Raw genomic sequence first — 18,610 nt, forward strand, 5'->3', positions numbered from 1 at the left:
AGTTGTTTTTTTATTTGAGAAAATCACCCTATTTATAGACCATATTCATTAATCCTGTATGTTCCGACCTACTTTTTGTCATATTAAGAACAACCATGTTGGACAAACTATCGTTATTTGTAGAATATTTTTACAATAAGGAATTTTTTTCCTGCTTTCATGGTATAATTAGTAAAAAGGTATGAGGAGTAATGGTCTATGATTAGGGGGAAATTTATCAAGGCAGTATTATTATTGCTTATGTTAGTATTATTAGTTTCTTGTGGAAAAGATATTTCTGAAGGAACTCTTAACCAAGATCGAACAGCTGGTTCACATAGTGGTAAAACAACGGATTCAAGAGAGCTAAAAGAACCGATTGAAGTAACAAAAGAAATATCGATATCTGCAATTGGGGATATGCTCATCCATAATAGTGTTTATAATGATGCCAAAGTTAATCAAGGCTATGATTTTAAACCGATGCTAGAAAGAGTTAAACCTTTTTTGAGTGACGCTACTATTTCCATTGCAAATCAAGAAACCATGATTGGTGGAGTAGAATTAGGATTATCATCTTATCCTACATTCAACAGTCCGACAGAAGTTGGTGACGCCCTAAAATGGGCGGGAATTGACGTTGTTTCATTAGCTAATAATCACACATTAGATCGTGGTGAAGAAGCAATACAGCGTGCTATAAAACATTGGGAAACTATCGATATGATGTATACAGGATCATATAAGGATAGCCAAGATCGTGACCAATTAAGGATATATGAGACGGAAGAAGGAATATCTGTTGCCTTTTTATCTTATACATATGGTACTAATGGAATCCCAGTACCAGTTGGAAGGGATTACTTAGTTAATTTAATTGACCAAGAGCTCATGGCACAAGATATACAAAATGCAAAGGAAAAAGCCGATGTAGTTATTTTAAGCCTCCACTTTGGAAATGAATACGAGCGGATGCCGAATCAACTACAAAAGGACCTTGTTCAGTTTGTTGCCGACCAGGGAGCAGATGTTGTTCTTGGACACCATCCACATGTCTTGCAGCCAATTGACTGGGTGACAGGTGAGAATGGCAATCGTACATTAGTTGTATACTCCTTAGGGAATTTTCTATCTGGTCAAGATGAATTTTATAGACAAATAGGTGGCGTTTTTAAATTCTATATTTCAAAAACCAGTAAGGGTGGAGAACAAGAAGTGAAGGTTCACTCACCAGAGTTTCTACCGACGTATGTGAAATATTCAAATTGGCGAGATTACGAGGTTATTCCAATGTATCAATTGACCAATCAAGAATTGCCAAATGCACAAAAACACTATGAAGAAATAAAGGAACATATGTCAACCTGGGTACCGGATTTAAAGTTTATGGAAGAATAATGATAGATGACAGAATTAAAGCCTAGCTACGAAAGTGAGCTAGGCTTTTTTGTATTAGTCGGTTAACCTTTAGCATTTCGCTTCTCTTTCCTGTTAAAGTAAAGCATCGTTATTCTGACAAACAGGAAACATAGTAAAGTAATGATGAAAAAAGTAGTAGTTAATATAAGTGAAAAATGCATTCACAAAACCCTCCCTTATTTAGTTATTCTAAACTTCTTATTTAAGATAAACGAAATAATGAAGAAGATAATGCCAACTATGGCAAATGATAGAACAGGAATTGTTATCTCCGAACCGAAGCTTGGCATGATGATTGGACTACCAACAGTAGCTCCAATAAAAATCATACTAATTAACCATAGTCGTAAAAACTCGACCCACTTATTAGGCTTCTTCACTTTAAAAGTGGAGTTTTTAAGCCATCTCAAAACGAATATGATAAATCCAGATAAGATAAGTAAGTCTAATATGACAACCGTAATTCCACTACCAATTGAAAAAGTATAATCACTAGATCCAACATCAAAGAATTGATGTATTAGGAAATTTCCTAGTCCATAAAATGTGCTAAGGATTCCAAGAAAGTACAATACGATATAGCCTCCAAAAACAAGAGCAAATGAGCGTTCCTCACCAGGAATCTCCGCAATCAAATCATCACAGTATTTTTTGAAATCATTACCAAATACATCGCGAGCACTTTTACCCTCTTTTTGTGCTTCGAGTAAGTGTTCCAACAGTTCAAATAATACTTCTTCTGTCTGCTGCTCTGATTTGTTACCACTTAACCGGATATAAACGAGCATGTCTTCATAGATCTCTTTGTTCTCCTCGGATAACTTTTCACGCATATCATTGTTTAGTTTAATGAAATCTTTAGAATTCAATCCGTTTCTCCTCCTTTATTTAAAATGTTATCAACAGGAAGCTTAATATTTTCCCATTGCTCCATAAACTCACGTAATGCATGCTGGCCATCTTCTGTTAGATGATAGTATTTTCGCTTAGGACCTAAATCAGATTTTTGCATGGTACCTTCGATTAGCTTTTCTTTTTGAAGTCGTAACAAGATTGGATAAATGGAACCTTCACTAACATCTGATAAACCAAACTCTTGCAAACGCACCGATAGCTCGTAACCATAAGTGGATTGCCTGTTAATGATGGATAAAATACATCCTTCCAATACACCTTTTAATAATTGGCTTCTTAATGACATGTACTTCACCTACCTTGTATAACAAGATACCCTTTTTAAAAGATGCTACCTTGCATAACAAAGTAGCTTAATTATAGTATACGGCAAATTCTATAAAAAGCAACCATTATTTGGTATGATAATAAATAGATTTTAAATAAAGGGGATTATTTAATGGAATGGAAGAATATTTACCGTGGTTTAATTATGGGAGCGAGTGATGTGATTCCGGGTGTTAGTGGTGGAACTATTGCTGTTTTGCTTGGAATTTATGACCGCTTGATAGCTGCTATAAATGGTTTAGTAAGCAAGGATTGGAAAAAACAATTAGGCTTCCTTATACCGTTAGGAATAGGAGTTGTATCTGCAATTCTTTTATTAAGCCACTTAATTGAGTGGTTGTTTGAACGCCATCCAGGTCCAACCCAGTTCTTCTTTTTGGGACTTATTATTGGTATTTTGCCTTATCTATTTAATCAAGCAGAAGTCAAAGTGAATTTTAAAGTAAACCATTATCTGTTCTTGATTTTTGGTGCCTTGGCTGTAGGTTCCATGATGTTTCTTCATGAAAGCGATGGGATGGTGATAGAGAATCTTACTCTTTCAACATATATCTTGCTGTTTTTCTCTGGATTTATTGCTAGTGCTGCTATGATATTGCCAGGTATAAGTGGTTCATTCATCTTGCTAGTTATTGGAGTATATTCAACGGTTATTAGTGCGATAAGTAATATTCAATTGGATATTATCGCTGTTGTTGGTTTCGGGATTCTTCTCGGTATCATTACGATGAGTAAAATAATCAATTTCTTCTTAGTTAACTACCGAAATGCCACGTTTGCCTTAATCATCGGTTTAGTTATCGGATCAATCTTTGTTGTATTTCCAGGATGGCCAGAATCTACTAATTCATTATTATTAAGTGTCGTTACCTTTGCCGCTGGTTTATTTGTCGCATACATCTTAGGAAAAGTGGAATATAAAGAGTAGGCAAACTGTGAGACAAACGTTTGTTTAATCGATACAATGGGGATAAGATTCCTAAAGGAGAGATGATTAATGGAACACATTCAAACAATGGATAGATTCAATGAAGTTATTCAAAACGATAAACCAGTGATTATAAAGTTCTTTGCCGATTGGTGTCCGGATTGTAAAAGAATGGACATGTTTATTGATGGAATTCTAGAGGAATTTAATAATTATGAATGGTATGAGGTCAATACAGACGAGATAGAAGGAATTGCTGGTAAATATGAAGTAATGGGTATTCCAAGTATTCTTATCTTCCAAAATGGTGAAAAATTAGCACACCAACATAGTGCTTATACAAAAACACCTGAGGAAGTTACAGAATTTCTACATCAACAATTAGGGTAACTTAATAAAGAGAATGTGCATATGCACATTCTCTTTTATCATATTAATGAGAAGCTTAATTTCCCGCTTTTATTAAACGATATTTTTGAGTTTTGTAATGTGAATTGATTTTTGATGCTTAGTTTATTTTTTAATTGATAAATAGCAGAAAATGTGTCTTTGTCAACACCACTGTAATTAACTTTGGTAATCACTTGAGGATTGGCGATGCTTTGTCCATATGGCCCTCCTGTTGGATTATTCCATTCTATTAGGAAGGGTAGCATCCCTTCAGATATTTCATATTTTGGAAAAAGCATTCTCCAAGATAAGTGTGTTCCGTCTGGTCGCTCTCGATTACCGGAATAGGGACCATCAAATGGAATGTCATTGTCTTTAAAATGTTGAACATAATCATCCATTCTATCCGTACGCAGAGCAAACTGAAAGGGACCAGTTTCATTTTGGTTTAGCATATATACTAGATGTTTTATTAATGGATTATCACTCTTGGATGCTTTATCAAAATCCTTTACCCCAAGCCACTCAATATAAGCTTGATTGGAGAAATACGCGAGATAATTATAAGTTCCCCAATTGTCATGTTCCCCACCTTTGACGGCTTTAACTGCGAATTGTCTATTATAAGCAATACTATCATCTTCAGCATTTCGACCAGCTATAACAATATGATCAAGTGCAAGCATTTCGATTCCTCCCCGTTTTCTTGCTTCCATTATTTATTTATTTTCCTTAAAAATCAAATCTAAAATCTGTTTTCTCATCACTTTCTAATCTTTATTTGGTATAGTAAACAAAAAGAACCAAATAAGTAGGTGATCTAGTGGAACAACCAATTATATTGATAGTAGAAGATGAAGCAAAATTAAGTAGAGTACTACAGCTTGAATTAGAATATGAGAATTACCGAACCCAAATAGCGGAAAATGGGAAAGATGCGCTTCGTCTAATGCAGGAGCGTGAGTGGGATCTGGTGTTATTGGATATCATGATTCCTGAACTGAGTGGCTTGGAAGTTCTTAGAAGAATAAGACGTACCGATGAAGACACGCCGATCATTCTATTAACAGCTAGAGATGCTGTACATGATAAAGTTAGCGGACTAGATATAGGTGCAAATGATTATGTCACAAAACCTTTTCAAATTGAGGAATTGCTTGCACGAATTCGAGTGCATTTACGAAAACCAATTGAGAAGAAGGTTAAGAAGGATGTACTTTCTGTTGGTGATTTGATAGTGGATATTGGTGCTCACGAAGTATCACGTGATGGAAATAATATAGACCTAACACCTAGAGAGTACGACTTACTAGTTTGTTTATTAAAAAATAAGAATTTAGTACTGACCCGTGATCAATTGATTGAGCAGGTTTGGGGTTACGACTATTTTGGTGAGACAAATGTTGTAGATGTGTATGTTCGATATTTACGACAAAAAATTGATAAAGAATACCCGGTCGCTTACATTCAAACCGTACGTGGTGTCGGATATACGATAAAGGATTAAACGATATGAAATTACGAACTAATATACAACTGTTTACCAGTATTTTTATGCTCGTGTTAATACTTATTGTCAATGCTTCGATTTATTTTTTGTTTTATCAAAACTCGGTTGAAAGTGAGCTAGATGAATTAACTGATCAAACTACTACCATTATATCTAGTATGAAAGAAAACCAAGAAATACCTCCTGGAGATCTTTTAAAAGCTTTCATACCTGCGGATGGGATGATACGAGTTTATCCAGAAACAGGAAAACCTCTTGTGCGTTCAAAGCCACTAATTGATTATGAGAAGTTTCCAGGGGAGTATTCTAATCAGGAAATCAGAGAAGTAGTAGTCTATGAAGGAAATCGGTATGCTACAGTATCAAGACCAATTATTTGGAGTACTGGTGAAATTGTAACACTACAAATAGTGAAGAAGTTAATTAACCTTAAAGAGAATATGAAAAACCTCCTATATGTACTAATATTAGCCTCTTTCTTAATAATTGTCCCAATTATTATTGCAGGGAACTTGTTAGCACGGTTTTTACTTCAACCAATAAAGGCCCTTATTAGTACAATGAGAGAAAATATGAAAAATATGAAGTGGAAAAAAATTGAGCTTAATAATCGATCCAAAGATGAGTTGTATGAGATGGAAAAAACGTTTAATGAAATGATTGACTCACTTAAAGAAAACTATGACATGCAGGAAATCTTTGTATCCGATGCCTCGCATGAATTGAAAACACCTATCTCAATTGTAAAAAGCTATGCTCAATTATTAGAGAGAAGAGGGAAAGATAATCCCGAGCTTGTGAAAGAATCGCTTGAAGCAATTCACTCAGAGGCAAACCGGATGCAAAAACTAGTTGAACAAATGCTAGCCCTAGCTAAAAATAAAGAAGTTCAAGGTGTTGAGAGTGTAAACTTACAACAAGTTCTAGAAGAGACAATGGAAACGTTCATTGGGGCATATGGAAGAGAAATTAAACTTGAATTAGATGAAACACCAATCTTTGTCCAAGGAAATCGTGATCAACTAAAACAAGTATTCTATATCTTGGTTGATAATGCGCTTAAGTATAGCGACAGCACTGTAAATGTCTCAATAGAAAAACAAGATAACCAAGTTATCATTTCTGTGACTGATTATGGCGCCGGTATACCTAAAGAAGAAATAAGTCGGCTTTTTGAAAGGTTTTACCGTGTAGACAAAGCGAGAAGTCGGAATACCGGTGGAACAGGATTGGGCCTTGCTATTGCCAAAACAATTATCAATTCACATGGTGGTACGATTGAAGTAGATAGTGAAATTGGAGTAGGAACAACCTTTAAAGTGATACTGCAAGTAAATGAATAAAGTCTATTTATTTTCTCATCAAATTCTAATCTTTCTCTCAGAGCTATTTCATTCTTGGGGTTTATGATTAAGACAACAAGAACGAGGAGGAAACAAAAAAATGAAAATGAATAAAAAATTAATGATCACCCTTTCCAGTGTAGCAATTGCATCTGTATTAGGTTTTGGAATTTACCATTCAAACGCAGCTCAAGCACATCCAGAGTTATCAGAAGAGGATATAAGAGCACTTGTCTCTGAACAATATCCTGGGACGATTACAGAAGTCGACATAGACAAAGGATTTAACAAAGTTGTATACGAAGTTGAAGTGGAAAGCGATGGTAAGGAATTCGAAATCAAACTAGATGGTAATACTGGCGAAGTGCTTAAATTAGAAGAAAAAGAAGTTCGTAATAAAAACAATTCATCTGAACTAACGATTAAAGAAAAAGAGAAGCAAGATGACAAAACAAAAGACGATAATGCCGATGACAAGAAAAAAGAAGATGTAAAAGCAGATAAGTCTAAAGACAAGAAAAAAGTAGCGATTAGCTACGAAGAGGCGAAGAAAATTGCCTTAGCAGAGTTTGATGGTACGATTAAAGAACTTGAACTTGATGAAGATGATGACCGTTTAATTTATGAAGTAGAAGTTAAAAGTAAAAATGGTGAAGCAGAAATGGAAATAGATGCTTATACTGGTGAAATAATTTCTATATCAATTGATCGAGTGATTACTAAAACAATAGAGAAGAATACAACTACTGAACAGCCAGCTACTAAAAAGCCAGCAGACAAAAAACCAGCTACAAGTAAGCCTGCTAAAAGCAATGACGATGATGATCGTTATGACGACGATGATGACGATGATGATGACGACAATGATGATGATGACGACGATGATGGCGATGACGATTAATCACAACATATAACAAAATGGAGCTACTTATATAGTGGCTCCATTTGCTTTTTCTATGGTAATACAGTAAAATTCGAATTTATCTCAGCCACTACAGATCTATACTTCTCAAAGTATTCATGTATCAATTCAACCATGTCTTTTTGAATTTCCTTAACAACAGGTTTATCTTTAAACATATCATAATTACCGCCACCGGTAGCACGGTAATTATTCATCACAACATGATAACGTTTATCTTCTTGTAGAGGTTCACCTTTATAGTGAATGTCTTCTACTCGAGAACCGATTGGGTTAGCAACGCGGATAGTATAGTCAATACCTTCCCACATATCGTAATTGTAATGTTGTGGCTTTGGAGTAATATAAGTAGGATTCACTGTAATGGTTTGATTAGAATCCAGGGCAAAGTACTCGGCAGTTTTCTCTAATGCCAGTTTAATATCCTTACCTGTTAATTCTAGAACAACGAGGGTATTTGGATACATATAATTTGAAACGATATCCCTCATGGTGACAGTGCTCTGGAATCCCTTTGATTCATTCGTTAATAAAGCAGTAACGGAAATATCAACTCCACTTGCCTCTAGTTGTACGTTCTGAATAAATTGAATAAAGGGATGTTTACTTACTCGGGCATTAAAAGGATCCTCAATCGTCATATCTCCATTGATATATCCTGTTGGCATATCCAGCCATTGTTGATTTGAGGTTTCTATTTCTTCCATAAAGTTGAGAATATCCTTATCTGGCTCAATAGTGCCTACTGGTATAACTTCAGCTTCTTTTCGAATGACCTGCCATTTTTTCTCTACTTGTTTCATTTCAATATCGATGGAACCGTACATTTTCCCGTTATTACCAGGTTGGGCAATCAGTACTCCGTTGACCTCGCCAGATAATATTCGATGCTGATGTCCGGTTAACAGAATATCAATTCCTTCGATTTCTTGACACATGGCATAACCTTGATTTTCTCCAGTTTGTGCTTCCGTTGGTTCCCCAGTTTCAAGATCACGTTCAAAGCCACCATGGTATGATGCAATAACTAAGTCTGGTTTTTCCGTTTCACGAATGTAATCTACCCAATGTTTTAAAGTATTGGCTGCATCTCTAAATCGTATACCCTCTATATGGTTAGGAGACTCCCAGTTTGGAATATAATGAGTCGTGACACCTACAATTGCAATCTTAACTCCATTGCTTAATGACTTGATGATATAAGGCTTTCCGAAATAAGGTTCACCTTTTTCGTTTACAAGATTTGCAGAAAGCCATGGGAAGTTTGACTGATGAATAGCATCATGAAGCACATCCTTACCGAAATTAAACTCATGATTCCCAATAACACCTGCATCTATTCCGATTCGGTTCATAATTCCTATCATTGGATTTTCTTTATCGGAATGTTCTTTTACATAATGAGTCATTAACGGTGTACCTTGAATTAAGTCTCCATTATCGAGTACAAGTACATTTTCATTTTCTCTACGAGCCTTCTTTACAATAGAGGCGTATTTTGCCAAACCAAGATTTGCTGGTTCGTTAGTTCCATATAAAATGGGCATTGCATTTCCGTGCACATCACTTGTATACAATATCTTTATATTCGTTATCTCTGACAACATTTACATCCTTTCTAATAAAAGAAACGAAATGAAGAAGATATTCTCCAATTCCGTTTCTACTAATCATCTTATACTATTTTACGTCTAATCCTTGCTGATGCAAAGTCAATCACGGTTACAACTATAATGATGGAGAATAGAATCATTCCCATTTCATTCCAGTTACGGTTACTTGATGCAAAGATAATCATCGTACCGATACCACCTGCACCAACAATACCTAAGATAGAAGAAGCACGAATGTCTACTTCGAAGCGATAAATCGCATAAGATAGGAATTCAGGTGTGATTTGTGGAATAACACCATAGAATAAGATTTGGATTTTGTTTGCTCCGTTTGCTTCCATTGCTTGGACGACTTCCATATCAATAGATTCAATGATTTCGGAGAACATTTTTCCTAACATACCTGTTGATCCAATGGCGATTGCCAGTACCCCAGCAAAAGCATTTGGTCCAACTGCTACTACGAAAAGAATAGCTAAGATCAAATCTGGGAAAGCACGGACAGCAGATAGGATCCATTTTCCAATAGTTGATACAATTTTACCACCCATCATGTTTTGCGCAGCCATGAATGATAATGGTACTGCTAGAACCGCAGCCATTAGGGAACCGGCAAATGCAATAAATACTGTTTCTAACATTGCAGCGCCAACTTCACCAGCTGCCGCCCAATCAGGGCTAAATAGTTTTGGAATAACACGATGGAAGTTACTTATTGCTCGTTCAATTGCACGACCCCAATCAATATCAATTGTCGTGAATGTCCAAACATATAAAGCTACCACTAATAATAATATGATGATGGTACGAATTTTCTTAAATAACGATCTTTCCGGCTTTGGAGGTAATTGAAGATTTTCCATTATAACAATGCCTCCCTTAGCTTATTACTAATAAACTCAATAATAAGTACTGTTGCAAAAATAACAATAATAATCGTCATAGCGTTTGGATAATTATAGAATTTCAATTGCTGATTCAATACTAAACCAATACCACCAGCACCTACCATACCTAGAACTACTGAAGCACGAATATTGATTTCAAATACATATAATACAAGTGACGTAAATTGTGGTGCCACCTGTGGTACTAAAGAATACCAGATTACTTGAAATACATTACCGCCAGAAGCTCGCATTGCTTCTAAAGGGTTCATATCAACAGATTCTATGGTTTCACTAATTAATTTTGCTAGAATACCGAGAGAGAAAACGGTTAATGCTAGGATACCAGGGAATACACCTACACCAAATAATCCTACAAAAATAACAGCTAGAACTAAATCTGGAATCGTACGTAATAGGTTTAAGAACGTTCTAGTAACATAATACAATGGTTTAAATGTCGTAATGTTTTGAGCAGACAATACCGCTAATGGAACCGTTAAAATGGCTGCAATGGTTGTTGCGATAATAGCCATTTGAATCGTCTGCATCATCGAATCCCATATGGCAGATAATATTGCAAAGTTTGGTGGGAAGAACTTTTCTATTACGGTATACATATTACCAAGAGCTCCACCAAATCCTCCAACCATATCTTCTTGAGTCTTTATCATACTAAAGGTATAAATGCCTAATACAACAAAAAAGATAATGGTTACTTGAATTTTGGTTTTAGCTGGATAAAGCGGCATGGATTTTTGCGTTAAAGAGTTTTTAGTAGTCACTATTCTTGTGCACCCCCACGCAAGTCATCCTCGCGAATAGAACGGCCATAAATTTCTTCGAATGTCTTCTCTGTTACTTCTGATACTGGTCCGTCAAATACTACTTCACCTGCTCGCATTCCGATAATACGATCTGCATATTCCATGGCCATATCAATAAAGTGTAAGTTAACGATTGTTGTGATGTTGTCTTCTTTATTTATCTTCTTTAAATATGTCATAACCTGATGAGAGGTTGGCGGATCAAGTGATGCAACAGGCTCATCGGCTAATATGTATTTCGGTTTTTGTGTTAACACACGAGCAATACTAACGCGTTGTTGTTGACCACCACTTAATTCATCAGCACGATTGTATAGTTTTTCAGCAATATTCACGCGATTTAGGTTGTTATAAGCTAATGCTTTATCTTCTTTAGAATATAGATTAAAGATAGAACGCAATGTACCTGTATGTCCTAATCTACCAGCTAGTACATTCTTAAATACATTGGTACGTTTTACTAGATTATAGTTTTGGAAAATCATACCGACTTTCGTGCGGAGTTTACGAAGATTTTTACCTTTATACTTCAATATATCTTCATTATCTACTAGAAGAGATCCAGATGTAGGAGTAACCAAACGATTAATACTACGGATAAATGTAGACTTTCCGGCACCTGACAATCCAACAATAACAACGAATTCACCCTCATTGATTGTTACATTGATGTTTTTTAAACCCTCTGTTCCGTTTGGATAGACAAGACCAACGTTTTTAAATTCTATCATTATTTTAAATCCCCCAATAAAGGTTAGTTTTTCTCACTTATTGTACCATTGTTCTACAAAATTTAACATAACAAAAGGGAAGTTAATTACCCTTCCCTCTTGTATATTATTTAACTATTTTTTCTATTAATCTAGACCAACTGTATCTTTGAATTTAGCGTAAGTATCTTTAACTACTTGGTATTCTTCGTCAGTTGCTTCATCAATAGCATCCCAGTTGTATACTTCATTCATGATCTTAATCATATCTTCATCATCATTGAATGATAAGAAGATGTCTTTAATTTTTTGAACGAATTCTTTGTCTAGTTCTTTTGTTACAGAAATTGTATCGTTAGGAATATCTTCTGTGTAATCTAGAACTTTTAGTTTATCCATTACATCTGGATATTCTTCTTCAAGTTCTGTACGAACATCATCAAAAGTAGTTGCAACGTCAGCGTCACCTTCGTAAACAAGGATCGCAGAGTTATCGTGACCACCAGATGCAATAGTATCACTGAAGAATTCAGTTTCTAATTCAGCTGCAGTAGCAATATCGAACTCTGTCATCAATTGGTTTGCAGGGAATAAGTATCCTGAAGTAGAACCTTGGTCACCATATGCCCAAACTTTATCTCTTAAGTCTTCAAAGCTTTCAATACCAGAGTCAGCACGAACAAGGTATTGTGCTTTGTAAGTACCAGATCCGTAACGGATAGATTTAAGAATAACTTCAACACCATATTGCTCATTAGCAAGTACATATCCGAATGCAGGAATGAAACCAACTTGAACTTGGTTAGCACCCATTGCTTCAACTAATGCGTTATAGTCAGTCATAACTTTACCTTCTACAGGGATTCCTAGCTCTTCACCTAAACGGTCAGCTAAAGGTTTAACAGTATCTGCAATTGTATCTGAATCTTGTGATGGTACGAACCCGATAACTAGTGTTTCAGGAATCATTCCTTCAGTTGCTTCACCGTTCTTGTCTTCGTTTGACTTGTCTGATGCGTTTTTATCATCATCAGAACCTCCACATGCTGCTAGTACAAGTGCTAAACCTAAAATAAGCACTAGACCATAAAGTTTCTTCATTGTGACCCTCCTAAGAAATATATATGTATTTATCTTACTATTTTATTAAATACTAAATCTCCGAAAAAAGCTAGCATTTTTTTCATGAATTTACACCTTTTTTACATAAAATTAACGAAAAATCACCAAGATTCGATATGTAACATTCGGATTTTGCTATTATTAGTGTGTTATTTTTACAATAATGAAACCTTTTTAACTTAAATCACGTAAAATAGACAGGTGGTGGTCAACGTGAATAATTTATTAATTGTTAAGAATCTAGAAGTTGCAATTAAGGAGAATAAGCTGCTGGATAATATATCATTTACATTATCCGAAGGTTCAGTAGTAGCATTAGTAGGCCATAATGGTGCAGGCAAGTCGACTCTAATGAAAACCATTATGGGAATTCAAGAAAAGAATGATGGAGAAATAATTATAGATGAAAAGTATAACCAAGATACTAATTATCTCGATTATAAAAAGAAGATTGCTTTTATCCCGGAAGAACCACTCCTAATGTCTGAATTGACAGCAATGCAACATTTTCAGTTGTACGGAAAAAGCTATCAGATGGAAGAAGATGAATTAAAGAGACGCATTGAACGGTATGTAGAGGGATTTGAGCTACAGGGGAAACTAAACGAATACCCAGAATCATTATCAAAAGGAATGAGGCAGAAAGTACAGACAATCTGTGCAATGCTGCCAGATGTACCCTTACTGCTAATAGATGAACCATTTATGGGTCTGGATATCTATGCTGTTGATTACTTCGAAGAAATATTAAGAGAAAAAGTAGCTTGCGGCACGAGTATTCTATTAACAACACACCAGATAAAGCGTGTAAAAGATTTAGCGGATCATTTTATTCTTCTGCAAGAAGGAGAAATAATACATAAAGGAAAGATTGCTGAATTTGAAACGATTAAAAGGAGAAGGGAAGAATGATGAATCAACTTTCTTCATGGCAATCATATTGGTTAATACGCAGTAACCGATTCCGAAAGAAGAGAGCAATAAAAAAACAACTTGTTATGCTTTCTTTGGATAAGACCACTGCCTTTTATTCGCTAATTGTCGGTGGTTATGTATTTGCTAGCATATTTATTTTTAATGATTTCATGCAACAGTTTGATGATTATTTCTTAATTATAGAACAACAAATGGGAGAACGTTTTTGGCTAATCTTAACCTTAGTTCCTATTAGATATGTATTTCAATCTTTTCGCAATCCAGGTGTATTAATTACGAGTTCAGAATATCAATTAGGGGTGCTCCCACATTCAATTAAAAAAATTGCGTACTATGTTGCGATAGAGAAGTGGATCATGCAATTAGTAAGGTATGTGATTATAGGTACCTTCATTATTCTGATAACTCCGATAGATGCCTTTTTAATTTGGATTTACTTCTTATTATTCTGGACAATTGAAGTACTCATGACTATTCCACAATGGAAGTTGTTTCAAGCTCATTTCATGGTGAAACTTGTTATATTCCTTTCACTACTTTTGGTCGATATAGTTGGAACCATCATACATCAATCAAAATTAATTAGTATTGCAATATTACTTACTGTTCTAGTCTCTAATTTTCTATTACGTAAGAAACTATTTTCCCAAATACATTGGGGGAGGGTAACCGAGGTAAATAACTACTTGGTTTGGAATATGCCTCTAATCTCAAGAGCTACGAAAATAAAGTTTAGAAGAGAAAGAAAGTATAATATCTTTCAGAATATGGCCTCGAGAAAAAGACCATTCGCCTATACTAATATAGCTATTCATAAAAGATTATGGTTACAGCATTTTAGAGAAAACATTGAGTTCATTATCCAGGTGATTGGTGGGTTATTTCTTGCTATTGTTATATTACCATTTGTTAAAGATCTGATTGCACTTTTTGGCATTGCCATAAGTATTCATGTGTACACATTATTTGCGGCTAGTATGTTCAGGGACCGATTTCATTCAGGAATTGTCCAAGTACTGCCTTGGGATGTAAAAAGTTTTCGTAACACCATGAAACACTGGTCAGTATTGGGGTTTATCCCAATCATGATTCCTATTATTATTTATGCCATCATCCAATTTTCGTGGTGGAGCATAAGTTTTCTATTATTAATCATTACGCTATTTATAATGAATTTAACTGCAAAAATGGATAATGCAGAAGCCTTATTAGACAAAAAAATTACCGATTTCTCTTTAAAAGGGGTAGTAGCCTTTTTAAGTCTATTTCTTATAGTGCTATGTGAATTTCAACCGTATATTTCACTTGTCTCCATTTTATTATTAGCCTACATAGTATTTCAAAATTATAATTCTAAAAGAAAGAAACACGTTGGTTAATGACGCGTTTCTTTCTTTTGGTAGTAAATAGCCATGCCCGTCTCCATTGACTGAGGACTAGAGATACTTCTCTAACCGGAGGCTTAAACAATCTGTTCTTGGACAGTGCACAAACACACCCAACCCCACTCCTGCATAACTTATAGTAAAAGCTAATGAGGAAGGGTGTATCAAATGATGAATTACTGGCAAACTCCACATATGCGAAATAGCTACCAACAACCTTATAACCAGCCAATCCATCAACCTTTCCATCCATCACAATATATGCAGTATCATCAAAACATTTATCAACAACCCCAAACACCATTTGAACAATTTGCAAAACCAAAGCAACCACAGGATTGGTACACTACTAATCAACAACTACAAGGAAATTATCAACAAGCCCAACAACAACAACAAAGCGGAATGGCATCACAATTTCAAAATCAACAAAGTCAGTTAAATCTGGATAAAGTGTTATCCACAGTCAGTCAAATGGCAAACACATACCATCAAGTTTCCCCTATTATTAAACAATTTGGCGACTTTATGAAAACATTTCGGTAACACATACTAAAGGGGAGTTAGAAAACATTAACAAGAAAGAACTGCATTATTTTAAATGAATTAGGGTAAAAGTAAAAAGAACGTTAATATTTAACTCTCTTAACTGAGATCTTCATAAAGGAGAATTAATCATGATTGGTTGCTTAATCATCCATGGGTTTACAGGTGGTCCACATGAATTGGAACCTCTAACAGAATATCTTAAAGAACGTACAGATTGGCATATAGTGGTTCCTACTTTACCAGGTCACGGAAGAAAACTTGCTCTAGAAAATGTGAACTATAAGAGTTGGATAGAAACAGCGGAAGCATCCTTAAAGCAATTAAAGGAAAAGTATGACGAGATATACGTGATAGGATTTTCTATGGGTGGGATGATTGCCGCTTATCTGGCAGCGAAATATAAGGTTGATAAGCTAGTGCTACTAGCTACTGCTGGAAAATACTTATCATTCAAGCAAATAAGTTTCGATATTGGAGAAATTGTAAGAGATGGCGTAACAGGGAAGTTACCACAAAACAAACTCTATCTCCATTACAAGCGAAAACTCGGAAGTGTTCCTTTGAAAGCAAATCTTGAATTTTTAAAGCTGGTTCGGCTAACGAGAAAATCACTAAGAGAAGTGAAAGCTCCGGTTTTAATTGCCCAAGGTCAAATGGATAACATGGTACCATATAAGACTGCATACTATCTGGATAAGGAAATACCTTCAAAGCGTAAGGAAGTAGTATTTTTTGAACGATCTAGACATTTAATTTGTCTTGGTAATGACAAGGATACGTTAAATAGAATGGTCCATGAGTTTCTAGAGAGGCAGGTAGAAACGAAAGAGGTTCCGGCAGATTTAGTAAACTAAAAAGGTCTGTTCTATCACAATTTATGTTAGGTGATAGAAACAGACCTCCGTGTTTTTTACTATCTTATCTATCTTTGAAGAAAGAAATAACCAAAGCACCTTCCCCACCATACGTAGAGATTAACGGTCCCATTTCGGTTAAATATGTTTCTTTAAAGTTGTATTTTTCTTTTATTTCAGCAAGTACTGATTTTGCTCTTTCTGCTGCATTACAATGTGTCATAATTAACACCTTGTCTTCGACTGTTTTTACATACTCACCAATTTGGTCAACAAATCGTCGAATAGACTTTTTGTCTCCGCGTACTTTCTCAACAACTTCAATTGTTCCTTCGTCGCTAGCTTTCATTAACAGTTTGATATTTAATGTTTTAGCAAATGTTCCTTTTACCTTATCGATTCTACCACCTAGAACCAAATTTTCTAATGTTTTGAGTACAAACAATGTGGCAGTATGCTTCACTTTTTCATTCAAATGAGCAACTAATTGTTCTAAAGAATAATTCTCTTGGATTTTTTCATGTGCCTCAGCTAGTAACAAAGCCTGTCCGCCAGAAGCTGTTTTAGCATTAATGACTTCAATTTTGCGAGTTGGATCTTCTTCTAATAGTAATTCTTTACCTGCGATAGCATTTTCGTAAGTACTACTTAATCCGCCAGATAAGCTAATCATCAATATTGATTTCGTTGGATCAACCTGCTTATAACCTTCATAAAAGTCATTCGGGCTTGGAGCAGCGGAACGAGGTAATTCTTTAGTTTCCTCTATTTTTTTATAAAAACTTTGAAGGTCGAGTTCAACACCACTTTTAAATTGCTCATCTTTAAAATTTAAATATAATGGAATGACCTTTATATTGATAGCGTCCATTAATTCCTTTGGGATATCGGCGCCGCCATCAGTCATTAACTGAATAGACATAGAATCACCTATTTTTCTAGATTTGTTAGATTTATTATACCGTTTTTATGTAAATAAATATAGTTACAACATACCGAAATCAAGTACATAAAACCAACTTAAATAGTCAACGTGTCCTTTTATGCAAGGTTACATTTGCTTTTCTTGTAGTACTCATGATAAACAAAAACAAACCAAATATGACGATAGTACCCCCTAACCACTGGGACCAAGTAATCTTCTCTCCTAGAATAAAATATGCTAGTACTGATGCGCCAATAGGTTCAAATACAATGGCCATGCTGATGGTTGAAGTACTTAACCATTTTAATGCCCAATTAAATAGTGTATGACCAAAGAAAGTTGGGATGACAGCAAGTGCTAAGAAAACAAGCCAATAATCGGTTGAATACCCGAAAAACGGGTTTTGTAATAATAAATTATAAAGTATTAGCGTAATAGAACTTACTCCATAAACTACATAAGTATATGTCATCAAGGATAATCGTTTTCGTGCATTTTGTCCTAACAGAAAATAGGCTGTCACTGCAATAGCTGCAATAAAAGCCAAGATATCTCCAAATAATGCCATACCACTAACTTGGAAATCGCCCCAACTTATAATGACACTCCCGAAAAGAGCAATCACCATACTAATTATAGCCCCGGCAGAAAATCTTTCTTTGAAGAATAGATATGTACCGAGAAAGGCGAAGATCGGTTGAAGTGTGACCAACACCACAGAGCTTGCTACAGATGTATAATTTAGTGATTCGAACCAGAGAATAAAATGAAAGGCTAGGAATATCCCAGCTAATGAAGATAGAAACCAATCTTTTTTTGTTATTAGTTTAAACTCATGGCGATATTTCCATAACATGATCGGTGTCATCAGTAATACTGCAAGTAGTAATCGATAATTTGCAATAATTGCTGCTGGTGCATTACCAGCTAATTTAACTAAAACTGCCGATGTCGAAACGGATAAAACCCCAATAACGATTGCTATGTATGGATTAAATGGAGGTACTCTCATTTTAATTCCTCCTACTGTTAGTTAGTATTTTTATTTTTATTTAAATAACTATTTTAG

At 35.1% G+C, this 18,610-nt stretch carries 20 protein-coding genes; 10 read left to right on the plus strand and 10 right to left on the minus strand.

All coding sequences use genetic code 11. The annotated features are described in order from the left end of the window. Positions 1–198 precede the first annotated feature (198 nt). Positions 199–1,377, plus strand: a complete 1,179-nt coding sequence (locus BN999_RS08335; RefSeq protein ID WP_096270927.1) for a CapA family protein — start codon at positions 199–201, stop codon at positions 1,375–1,377. A gap of 197 nt (positions 1,378–1,574) precedes the next feature. Here the strand turns inward: BN999_RS08335 and BN999_RS08340 are convergent, their stop codons facing one another. Beyond that, positions 1,575–2,267, minus strand: coding sequence for a DUF1129 family protein (locus BN999_RS08340; protein WP_096270928.1), 693 nt, complete (start codon positions 2,265–2,267; stop codon positions 1,575–1,577). Beyond that, positions 2,264–2,599 (minus strand): PadR family transcriptional regulator, encoded by a 336-nt coding sequence (locus BN999_RS08345; RefSeq protein ID WP_096270929.1) that lies wholly within the window; start codon positions 2,597–2,599, stop codon positions 2,264–2,266. The genes BN999_RS08340 and BN999_RS08345 overlap by 4 nt, the downstream gene beginning before the upstream one ends. A 153-nt stretch (positions 2,600–2,752) precedes the next feature. Here BN999_RS08345 and BN999_RS08350 point away from each other — a divergent pair, with 153 nt between their 5' ends. Together BN999_RS08350 and BN999_RS08355 are read left to right on the plus strand one after the other, a co-directional pair. Continuing rightward, positions 2,753–3,568 (plus strand): DUF368 domain-containing protein, encoded by an 816-nt coding sequence (locus BN999_RS08350; protein WP_096270930.1) that lies wholly within the window; start codon positions 2,753–2,755, stop codon positions 3,566–3,568. 69 nt (positions 3,569–3,637) lie between these two features. Then, the gene (locus BN999_RS08355) at positions 3,638–3,958 is read left to right on the plus strand and encodes a thioredoxin family protein (RefSeq protein ID WP_096270931.1); all 321 of its coding nucleotides are present in this window, start codon (positions 3,638–3,640) and stop codon (positions 3,956–3,958) included. Between the two features lie 38 nt (positions 3,959–3,996). On the opposite strand, the gene BN999_RS08360 is transcribed toward BN999_RS08355, so the two are convergent. Continuing rightward, positions 3,997–4,644: a VOC family protein gene (locus tag BN999_RS08360; protein ID WP_176481917.1), complete on the minus strand. Its 648-nt coding sequence runs from the start codon at positions 4,642–4,644 to the stop codon at positions 3,997–3,999. Positions 4,645–4,781: 137 nt separating this feature from the next. Between BN999_RS08360 and BN999_RS08365 the strand changes: the two genes are divergently transcribed. The 3 genes from BN999_RS08365 to BN999_RS08375 all read left to right on the plus strand — a co-directional run bounded on the left by BN999_RS08365 (position 4,782) and on the right by BN999_RS08375 (position 7,712). Next, positions 4,782–5,465, plus strand: a complete 684-nt coding sequence (locus BN999_RS08365) for a response regulator transcription factor (protein WP_096270933.1) — start codon at positions 4,782–4,784, stop codon at positions 5,463–5,465. 5 nt (positions 5,466–5,470) lie between these two features. Then, positions 5,471–6,811, plus strand: a complete 1,341-nt coding sequence (locus tag BN999_RS08370; RefSeq protein WP_096270934.1) for a HAMP domain-containing sensor histidine kinase — start codon at positions 5,471–5,473, stop codon at positions 6,809–6,811. Between the two features lie 100 nt (positions 6,812–6,911). Further along, positions 6,912–7,712 carry a PepSY domain-containing protein gene (locus BN999_RS08375; protein ID WP_096270935.1) on the plus strand — a complete coding sequence of 267 codons (801 nt, stop codon included), beginning with the start codon at positions 6,912–6,914 and terminating at the stop codon, positions 7,710–7,712. 53 nt (positions 7,713–7,765) lie between these two features. On the opposite strand, the gene BN999_RS08380 is transcribed toward BN999_RS08375, so the two are convergent. The 5 genes from BN999_RS08380 to phnD all read right to left on the minus strand — a co-directional run bounded on the left by BN999_RS08380 (position 7,766) and on the right by phnD (position 12,871). After that, positions 7,766–9,340, minus strand: a complete 1,575-nt coding sequence (locus BN999_RS08380) for a bifunctional metallophosphatase/5'-nucleotidase (protein ID WP_096270936.1) — start codon at positions 9,338–9,340, stop codon at positions 7,766–7,768. Between the two features lie 68 nt (positions 9,341–9,408). Beyond that, the gene (gene phnE, locus BN999_RS08385) at positions 9,409–10,209 is read right to left on the minus strand and encodes a phosphonate ABC transporter, permease protein PhnE (RefSeq protein ID WP_096270937.1); all 801 of its coding nucleotides are present in this window, start codon (positions 10,207–10,209) and stop codon (positions 9,409–9,411) included. Next, positions 10,209–10,985, minus strand: coding sequence for a phosphonate ABC transporter, permease protein PhnE (gene phnE / locus BN999_RS08390; RefSeq protein WP_373453627.1), 777 nt, complete (start codon positions 10,983–10,985; stop codon positions 10,209–10,211). The genes phnE (BN999_RS08385) and phnE (BN999_RS08390) overlap by 1 nt, the downstream gene beginning before the upstream one ends. 32 nt (positions 10,986–11,017) lie before the next feature. Then, positions 11,018–11,791 carry a phosphonate ABC transporter ATP-binding protein gene (phnC, locus tag BN999_RS08395; RefSeq protein ID WP_096270939.1) on the minus strand — a complete coding sequence of 258 codons (774 nt, stop codon included), beginning with the start codon at positions 11,789–11,791 and terminating at the stop codon, positions 11,018–11,020. Positions 11,792–11,917: 126 nt separating this feature from the next. Further along, positions 11,918–12,871, minus strand: a complete 954-nt coding sequence (phnD, locus tag BN999_RS08400) for a phosphate/phosphite/phosphonate ABC transporter substrate-binding protein (RefSeq protein WP_096270940.1) — start codon at positions 12,869–12,871, stop codon at positions 11,918–11,920. Positions 12,872–13,105: 234 nt separating this feature from the next. Here phnD and BN999_RS08405 point away from each other — a divergent pair, with 234 nt between their 5' ends. The 4 genes from BN999_RS08405 (at position 13,106) to BN999_RS08420 (ending at position 16,616) form a co-directional block, all read left to right on the plus strand. Beyond that, entirely contained in the window at positions 13,106–13,804 is a 699-nt protein-coding gene (locus tag BN999_RS08405) for an ABC transporter ATP-binding protein (RefSeq protein ID WP_096270941.1), read from the plus strand. Next, positions 13,801–15,207 (plus strand): hypothetical protein, encoded by a 1,407-nt coding sequence (locus tag BN999_RS08410; protein ID WP_096270942.1) that lies wholly within the window; start codon positions 13,801–13,803, stop codon positions 15,205–15,207. Before BN999_RS08405 ends, BN999_RS08410 begins: the two co-directional genes overlap by 4 nt. 174 nt (positions 15,208–15,381) lie before the next feature. Further along, positions 15,382–15,759, plus strand: coding sequence for a YppG family protein (locus BN999_RS08415; RefSeq protein ID WP_096270943.1), 378 nt, complete (start codon positions 15,382–15,384; stop codon positions 15,757–15,759). A 131-nt stretch (positions 15,760–15,890) separates the two neighbouring features. Further along, positions 15,891–16,616, plus strand: coding sequence for an alpha/beta hydrolase (locus tag BN999_RS08420; protein WP_096270944.1), 726 nt, complete (start codon positions 15,891–15,893; stop codon positions 16,614–16,616). A 64-nt stretch (positions 16,617–16,680) separates the two neighbouring features. Here BN999_RS08420 and BN999_RS08425 read toward each other — a convergent pair whose 3' ends face one another. Both BN999_RS08425 and BN999_RS08430 read right to left on the minus strand, forming a co-directional pair. Then, a complete protein-coding gene (locus tag BN999_RS08425; RefSeq protein WP_096270945.1) occupies positions 16,681–17,538 on the minus strand; it encodes a DegV family protein in 858 nt (285 codons plus the stop codon). Positions 17,539–17,644: 106 nt separating this feature from the next. Continuing rightward, positions 17,645–18,553: a DMT family transporter gene (locus BN999_RS08430; RefSeq protein ID WP_096270946.1), complete on the minus strand. Its 909-nt coding sequence runs from the start codon at positions 18,551–18,553 to the stop codon at positions 17,645–17,647. Between the last annotated feature and the right edge of the window lie 57 nt (positions 18,554–18,610).

It is taken from the genome of Paucisalibacillus globulus (assembly GCF_900184735.1).
GTDB classification, from domain to species: domain Bacteria; phylum Bacillota; class Bacilli; order Bacillales; family Amphibacillaceae; genus Ornithinibacillus; species Ornithinibacillus globulus_B.

Bases quoted from the DNA above. Each gene is read 5' to 3' on its own strand.
- BN999_RS08355 (WP_096270931.1), top strand. From the start codon at position 3,638: ATGGAACACATTCAAACAATGGATAGATTCAATGAAGTTATTCAAAAC.
- BN999_RS08375 (WP_096270935.1), top strand. From the start codon at position 6,912: ATGAAAATGAATAAAAAATTAATGATCACCCTTTCCAGTGTAGCAATT.
- phnE (WP_373453627.1), bottom strand. From the start codon at position 10,985: ATGCCGCTTTATCCAGCTAAAACCAAAATTCAAGTAACCATTATCTTT.
- BN999_RS08410 (WP_096270942.1), top strand. From the start codon at position 13,801: ATGATGAATCAACTTTCTTCATGGCAATCATATTGGTTAATACGCAGT.
- phnC (WP_096270939.1), bottom strand. From the start codon at position 11,791: ATGATAGAATTTAAAAACGTTGGTCTTGTCTATCCAAACGGAACAGAG.
- BN999_RS08335 (WP_096270927.1), top strand. From the start codon at position 199: ATGATTAGGGGGAAATTTATCAAGGCAGTATTATTATTGCTTATGTTA.
- BN999_RS08430 (WP_096270946.1), bottom strand. From the start codon at position 18,553: ATGAGAGTACCTCCATTTAATCCATACATAGCAATCGTTATTGGGGTT.
- phnD (WP_096270940.1), bottom strand. From the start codon at position 12,871: ATGAAGAAACTTTATGGTCTAGTGCTTATTTTAGGTTTAGCACTTGTA.
- BN999_RS08350 (WP_096270930.1), top strand. From the start codon at position 2,753: ATGGAATGGAAGAATATTTACCGTGGTTTAATTATGGGAGCGAGTGAT.
- BN999_RS08415 (WP_096270943.1), top strand. From the start codon at position 15,382: ATGATGAATTACTGGCAAACTCCACATATGCGAAATAGCTACCAACAA.
- BN999_RS08425 (WP_096270945.1), bottom strand. From the start codon at position 17,538: ATGTCTATTCAGTTAATGACTGATGGCGGCGCCGATATCCCAAAGGAA.
- phnE (WP_096270937.1), bottom strand. From the start codon at position 10,209: ATGGAAAATCTTCAATTACCTCCAAAGCCGGAAAGATCGTTATTTAAG.
- BN999_RS08370 (WP_096270934.1), top strand. From the start codon at position 5,471: ATGAAATTACGAACTAATATACAACTGTTTACCAGTATTTTTATGCTC.
- BN999_RS08380 (WP_096270936.1), bottom strand. From the start codon at position 9,340: ATGTTGTCAGAGATAACGAATATAAAGATATTGTATACAAGTGATGTG.
- BN999_RS08420 (WP_096270944.1), top strand. From the start codon at position 15,891: ATGATTGGTTGCTTAATCATCCATGGGTTTACAGGTGGTCCACATGAA.
- BN999_RS08345 (WP_096270929.1), bottom strand. From the start codon at position 2,599: ATGTCATTAAGAAGCCAATTATTAAAAGGTGTATTGGAAGGATGTATT.
- BN999_RS08360 (WP_176481917.1), bottom strand. From the start codon at position 4,644: ATGCTTGCACTTGATCATATTGTTATAGCTGGTCGAAATGCTGAAGAT.